The sequence below is a fragment of the Aquisalimonas sp. genome, assembly GCF_007120195.1.
GTDB lineage: Bacteria > Pseudomonadota > Gammaproteobacteria > Nitrococcales > Aquisalimonadaceae > Aquisalimonas.
On sequence record NZ_SKOG01000010.1, the window covers coordinates 24,040 to 30,693 of the forward strand.

General features: G+C 65.6%; 7 protein-coding genes. 5 read left to right on the top strand and 2 right to left on the bottom strand.

Going from position 1 to position 6,654, the window contains the following annotated elements; all coding sequences use genetic code 11:
- The first annotated feature begins 37 nt into the window (after positions 1–37).
- The 4 genes from QZT63_RS01290 (at position 38) to QZT63_RS01305 (ending at position 2,658) form a co-directional block, all read left to right on the top strand.
- Complete coding sequence (locus QZT63_RS01290) at positions 38–1,186, top strand: D-alanyl-D-alanine carboxypeptidase family protein (protein WP_290647879.1); 1,149 nt, start codon at positions 38–40, stop codon at positions 1,184–1,186.
- Positions 1,187–1,239: 53 nt separating this feature from the next.
- Positions 1,240–1,512, top strand: coding sequence for a DUF493 domain-containing protein (locus QZT63_RS01295; protein ID WP_290647880.1), 273 nt, complete (start codon positions 1,240–1,242; stop codon positions 1,510–1,512).
- Positions 1,509–2,144, top strand: a complete 636-nt coding sequence (gene lipB, locus QZT63_RS01300; RefSeq protein ID WP_290647882.1) for a lipoyl(octanoyl) transferase LipB — start codon at positions 1,509–1,511, stop codon at positions 2,142–2,144. Before QZT63_RS01295 ends, lipB begins: the two co-directional genes overlap by 4 nt.
- 82 nt (positions 2,145–2,226) lie before the next feature.
- Positions 2,227–2,658: a PaaI family thioesterase gene (locus tag QZT63_RS01305; RefSeq protein ID WP_290647884.1), complete on the top strand. Its 432-nt coding sequence runs from the start codon at positions 2,227–2,229 to the stop codon at positions 2,656–2,658.
- Positions 2,659–2,690: 32 nt separating this feature from the next.
- Here QZT63_RS01305 and murU read toward each other — a convergent pair whose 3' ends face one another.
- Both murU and QZT63_RS01315 read right to left on the bottom strand, forming a co-directional pair.
- Positions 2,691–3,359, bottom strand: a complete 669-nt coding sequence (gene murU, locus QZT63_RS01310) for an N-acetylmuramate alpha-1-phosphate uridylyltransferase MurU (protein ID WP_290647886.1) — start codon at positions 3,357–3,359, stop codon at positions 2,691–2,693.
- 3 nt (positions 3,360–3,362) lie between these two features.
- The gene (locus QZT63_RS01315) at positions 3,363–4,361 is read right to left on the bottom strand and encodes a phosphotransferase (RefSeq protein WP_290647888.1); all 999 of its coding nucleotides are present in this window, start codon (positions 4,359–4,361) and stop codon (positions 3,363–3,365) included.
- A gap of 177 nt (positions 4,362–4,538) precedes the next feature.
- Here QZT63_RS01315 and lptD point away from each other — a divergent pair.
- The coding region (gene lptD / locus QZT63_RS01320) for an LPS assembly protein LptD (protein ID WP_290647890.1) at positions 4,539–6,654 on the top strand (2,116 nt) is incomplete at its 3' end.

Consider the following 6,654-nt stretch of genomic DNA (forward strand, 5'->3'; position numbering starts at 1 on the left):
CGGTCTGCCAGTATCACTGAATCGGATGAGACCCGACATGCGCGAGCGCCTGTTTGCCTTGCTTTTTCTGTTCACGAGCCTGACGCTGGGCTCGACCCTGGCGGCGAACCCGCCTGTGCCGACCCCTGCACCACCCTCCATCGGGGCTCCCAGCTACATCCTCTTGGACTTCGACAGCGGCCAAGTGCTCTCGGCCCGGGATCCGGACGCCCAGCGCGAACCCGCGAGTCTGGCGAAGCTGATGACCGCCTACGTGCTCTTCAATGAGCTCCGCGAGGGGCACCTCGATCTGGAGGACAAAGTCACCATCAGCGAACGCGCCTGGCGGATGGGAGGCTCGCGCATGTTCGTGGAGGTCGGGCGTACGATCGTCGTTGAGGACCTGCTGCGCGGCATGATCATTCAATCCGGCAACGACGCCAGTGTCGCCCTTGCCGAGCATGTGGCCGGTAACGAAGAGACTTTCGCGCAGCTCATGAACAGCTACGCGCAGGATCTGGGCATGGAAGATACGCACTTCGTCAACGCCACCGGCTGGCCCGATTCAGAACAACTCACCTCTGCCCGCGACATCGCCAAACTGGCTCGCGCCATGATTCGCGACTTCCCCGAATACTACCAGTACTACTCCGAGCGCGAATTCACCTTTAACGAAATCACCCAGCGTAACCGCAACTCGCTGCTCTGGCAGGACGAGAGCGTGGACGGGCTAAAGACGGGGCACACCTCCGGCGCGGGCTACAATCTAGTCAGTTCAGCAAGACGCGATGGCATGCGCCTCATCTCCGTGGTCATGGGTACGGACGGTGCCAGGGACCGAATGCAGCAGACGCAGTCCCTGTTTAGCTACGGATTCCGGTTCTTTGGCACCTACGAACTCTTCAGCGGCGGTGATGCCCTGGAAGAGCCGAAACTCTGGAAAGGGGCGACCGATACCATCCCGGTGGGCCTGACGGAATCCCTTTACGTGACCGTGCCCCGACGTGAATACGAGAACATGGAAGCCACCATGAACCTGCGCTCCACCATCGTCGCCCCCGTTTCCCAGGGCGAGACGCTAGGCAACGTAGAAGTCCGCATCGGCGACGCCGTGGTGGCCGATGCGCCGCTGGTGGCATTGGAGAGTGGCGACGAAGGTGGCCTGTTCGCCCGCATCATCGACGATGTCATGCTGCGCTTTCAGTAGCGCACCGTGGGCACTACACTAACCCCAGGAAGCCACCACCACAGGCCGTGGGCATGAGCACCGGCAATGACCAGACGCTGCTGACGTTTCCCTGCGAGTTCCCCATCAAGGTGATGGGTGCGGCAGATCCGGAGTTTGTACTGCGCGTCCTCGAGCTTGTCCGCAGGCATATTCCCGACGTCAATGGCGACCACGTTGCAACGACGGCCAGTCGGCGCGGGAATTACGTCTCTGTCACAGTGACGGTTACGGCCACCAGCAAGGGTCAGCTGGACGCCGTGTACCGCAGCCTCAACGCCGATACCCAGGTGGTCATGACGCTGTGAGCGATCGGGCTGCCGGCATCGACGTGCGCCTGCGAGAGTTGGGACGCGTTCCGTACGAGCCCACCTGGCGGCGGATGCAGCGCTTCACGGAAACCCGCAAGGCGGACACCGCCGACGAACTCTGGTTACTGGAACACCCCCCTGTGTTCACGCAGGGGCTAAACGGACGGCCAGAGCACCTCCTCGACACCGGCCATATCCCGGTGGTCCCCGTCGACCGCGGCGGCCAGGTAACGTATCACGGACCGGGCCAAGCGGTGATGTACGTTCTCGTGGATGTACGGCGCCGAGGCCTCGGCATCCGCCGCCTCGTCACCCTGCTGGAATCGGCTGTCGTGGATGTCCTGGCACAGCACGGTCTGGCAGCCTACCCGCGGCCGGACGCCCCCGGCGTCTACGTGGATCATGCCAAGATTGCGTCCGTCGGGCTGCGTGTCCGCCGTGGGGCGAGTTACCATGGGCTGGCGCTGAACGTGGATATGGACTTGTCCCCGTTTTCCCGCATCAACCCCTGTGGCCACAAGGGCCTGCAGGTCACCTGCATGCGGGATCTCGGCATCGCTCTCGATACACTCAGTGTGGGCCGGGCGGTCATGGACCACCTGCACACTGCGCTGCGGGCCGCCGGCTGAGGCAGCGCCAGACCTCGATTGCAGCGGGGCCCCTAGACCAGCCTCGGAGCCGAACACACCATCGACAGGAACGACGTGCGCTATGCCAAAACTGAATGCCCCGGAGCTGGAAGCCATTCTTCGGGAATCCTTTCCGGAAATGCGCCGGGATACTTGGCGCGTCGAGGCGGTGGAAGAGGGGTACGCGCGCATCCGTCTGCCCTACCATTCTGCACATCTGCGTCCGGGCAATACCATTTCCGGACCAGCGCTGATGACCCTGGCCGATACGGCCATGTACGTGACGGTCTTGGCCATGATCGGGCCGGTCCTCATGGCCGTCACGTCCGCGCTGAACATCAACTTCATGCGCAAGCCCGCGGCCGGTGACATTATCGCCGAATGCCGTATGCTCAAACTCGGCAGCCGCCTGGCGGTGGGAGAGGTGGCCATGTACGCCGACGGCGAGGATGAGATGGTGGCCCACGCTACCTGCACGTATTCCATCCCGCCCCGGGCTCAGCGCCCGGGGTAGCGATGCGCCTGCGGCGCACTGGTTCGACGCCCTCATTGCCCGCCGCGGAGCTGCCGATCCAGGACCGTGAGCCGCTCCCGCGTGCCCACATCACACCAGCCTCCCCGGAAGGCCTGACCCGAGACCTGACCGTCGGTTACGGCACGGCGCAGTAGCGGCGCAAGGCGGAATGCGCCTCCAGGATGGCCGTGGAACAACGCCGGGCGGTAGACACCGATACCGCTGAAGGTCAGGCGCTCGCCGCCCTGGTTGACGACACAACCGTCCTGCAGTCCGAAGTCGCCGTCGGGGTTGTGCGCCGGGTTGGGTACGAGCACGAGATGGGCAACCCCCGCCGGCGGCGTCAGCAGCGGCGCTGGATCGAGCGCGCACCAGACATCGCCATTGACCACGAGAAAGGGATACTCACCGAGCAACGGCAGAGCGCGGGCGATTCCACCGCCGGTCTCGAGCCCCTGCGCCCCTTCGCGGGAATAAGCGACGCTGAGCCCCCACCGGCTGCCATCACCCACGTGGGTGGCGATCTGCTCGCCCCGCCAGGCCAGGTTGATCACCACCTCCCGGACCCCTGCCGCGGCCAGCCGCCGGAGATGCCAGTCAATCAGCGGGGCGCCGCCCACCTCCAGGAGGGGTTTCGGTGTGCGGTCGGTCAGCGGCCGCATGCGCTCCCCCCGGCCGGCGGCCAGAATCATGGCGCGCATCGCTCACCTGACCCCGGCACGGACGTGCCAGCGTTCGATGAGATCGACCAGCTCACCCAGTTCCGGCTCCTCCCCGGCAGCCCTGTCCAGATAATCGCGGAAACGCGGCGCATCATCCAGATAGCCGGGTTTGCCGTCCCGATAATGGATACGGGCGAATATGCCCATGACCTTGAGGTGGCGCTGCACCCCCATCCATGTGCAATCGGCGCGGAACTCTTCCAATGCCGCCGGAACCGCGACGCCGGCCTTCCGGGCTGCCTGATGGTAGTAGTGCAACCAGCGCCGTTCCGTCTCCTGTGGCCAGGAAATGAAGGCATCCCGGAGCAGGCTGATCAGGTCATAGCTGACGGGGCCTTCCACGGCATCCTGAAAGTCGACGATGCCGGGCGCCCCCTTCCCCGCCATGAGGTTGCGCGGCATGTAGTCGCGATGAACCCACACCCGCGATTGGGACAACGCGCGATCGATGAGGGCGCGGAACATCCGTTCCAGAAGCGCATGCTCCGCCGCAGTGGGCGCGAGTTTGAGGTGGCGCGTTAGATACCACTCGGGAAACAGCCGCAGCTCGCGCTCCAGCAGCGCTGCGTCATAGGGTGGCAATACGCCGGGCCGAGTCGCCGCCTGCCACTGCACCAGGGCGTCCAGGGCGGCTTCTATCAGGCCGTGCGCATCGCCTTCTTGCAGCACGTCCAGGTAGGTGGCGCGCCCCAGGTCGCTCAACAGCAGGAAACCCTGCTCCAGATCCATGGCCATTATATCGGGCGCATTGAGCCCGGCCTGGCGCAACAGCCCAGCGACATGCACGAACGGCCGACAGTCCTCGTGGGTCGGCGGCGCGTCCATGACGACCCGGGAGACCCCGTTCGCCTGCAGACGGAAATACCGCCGAAAACTGGCATCCGAGGATACGCTGTGCAATGGCCCGTGCGGCAGCCCTTGCGCCACAAGCCATTGCCGTAGCGCCTGCACACGCGGATCGCTGCCGGCGGAATCATGCATGGGGTCATCCCCTCTGGTGTACGGCCCAGGCCATTGGATGCCTGGCAATTGTGCCCGAGCCGGGCATACGGTGCGAACCGTTTGCCGCGCGTCGGCTTGTGTGCGAGGTTACCAAGCCGACCGAACCGTATTGCCAGGCCGGTCCCACAACGAGACCAATCGAGGGATACTGCACGCGTGGCATTCGCGACAGCCGTCATCCGCAAGGGATTCGCCGTGACCGCACTGGGCGCCGCCGCCCTGGGCGCCGAGACGCTCAGTGCCGACTCCCAGGAGGATGGCGAGCGCTGGCCCCTCCTCAGCGAGCGCTGGGACGGCTGTATTGCGCCCGTTGAGGGCGCACAGGTGGAGCCGACACGCTCAGCGCCGCCGCGCGCAGGCGCCGCGGCGACGGTGGACGCTGACAGGCTGCAGTATGACGCTGGCGTTGGCGTCTACAGCCTGCAAGGCAATGTGCGCCTGGAGCGCGCGGACCAGCAACTCGACGCCGACGCCATGCGCTTCGACGAGCAGGCCAGTCGCGCGGACGCGCGGGGGCGCGTGCGGTACCGGCAAACGGGGCTGCTGCTCGGGGCCGATCAGGGGTATTTGCGTCTCGACGCCGATCAGGGCGAGGTGGACCGCGCGCGGTACCTGATCCCGGAGACGCTCACCCAGGGCGAGGCAAGCCGCATCGAACTCGTCGACGCCAACGTCTCCCTGGCCCACGACACCACCTATTCCACCTGTGAACCCGGGCGCGAGGCGTGGATGCTGCGCGCCGACCGCGTCCGCCTGGATCGCGAATCCGGCACCGGTGAGGCCTGGCATGCGCGCCTTACCGTCAGGGATTTCCCCGTCGCTTACAGCCCGTACGTCAACTTCCCTATTGACGATCGCCGCAAGAGCGGCCTGCTGCCGGCCACATTTCGGCAATCGGACCGCAGCGGCACGGATGTGACAATCCCGTATTACTGGAATATTGCCCCCAACTACGATGCGACCCTCGCACCACGGTTTCTGAGTCGACGCGGGTTCATGCTCGGTGGGGAGTTCCGCTACCTGCAGCCGAGCTACTCCGGGGAGCTCGACGGCAACTTCCTGCCGGAAGACGATCTCACCGGGGAAGACCGCTGGCAGGTCGGGCTGACCCATCGCCAGCGGTTTACCCGCACCACCCGCGCTGACCTGAATCTGGCGATGGTCAGTGACGACCAGTATTTTCGCGACTTCGGCGACAGCCTGCGCACGTCGACCACACGCCATCTGCGCTCCCGGGGCCGGCTGCGCTACAACACCCGCGACGTCTCGGGCGTCGCCTCGGTGGAGGCTTACCAGACCGTCGACCCGGGCATCGCCCGGAATAACCGGCCCTACCAGCGCCTGCCGCGCCTGGAGCTCGACTATGAGCCGGACGACGGCCCGCTCGGCTTGCGCACGGAGGCGCGCAGCGAGCTCGTGCGCTTCGACCATCCGGTGCCTGACGAGCGCATCACCGGGGCACGCGCCGATTTTGCCCCACGCGTGTCGCTGCCGTTCATCGGCCTGGGCGGATTCTTCACCCCCGCGCTCACCCTGCGCCATACCCAGTACATCCTGGACAGCGCCAGCGACCCCGCGGGCGACCTGGATCGTACCGAAGACGAGACGCAAAGCCGCACGCTGCCCATCGCCAGCGTGGACACGGGGTTGTTCTTCGAACGCCATTTCGACGCCTTTAACCGGTCCCTGCGCCAGACGCTGGAACCCAGGGTGTTCTACCTGTACGTCCCCGAGCGGGACCAGTCCGAGCTGCCCCTGTTTGACACCGACGAAGCCACCCCAGGGATCTTCCAGTTCTTTTCCGAGAACCGTTTCAGTGGACGCGACCGCGTGGGCGACGCCAACCAGGTCACCACCGGGCTAACCAGCCGGTTTCTCAGTCGCGAGACCGGCGCCGAGTTCTTCCGGCTCGGGGTCGCGCAGGTGCATCACTTTCAGGACCGCACCGTCGTTCTCGAGGGCGAGCCCGGTCGGGAGGAGGAGCGCAACCATTCCGATGTCATCGGCGAAAGCCGCCTGACCCTGCCCAATGGGCTTCAGGCCAGTACGGAGCTGCAGTGGAACCCCGACACGGAGCAGACTTCGCTTGCAGGCGCCCGCGTGAGTTATCGTCCACGCCCTGATTCTATCGTCAGCGCAAGCTACCGCGCGCGGCGCGACATGGATGGGGAACTGGAACTCGAGCAGCGCGATTTCAATCTCGCCTGGCCATTGCACCCGCGCTGGCACGTGCTCGGGGGATGGCGCTTTTCCATGCTCGAGGATCGAACAC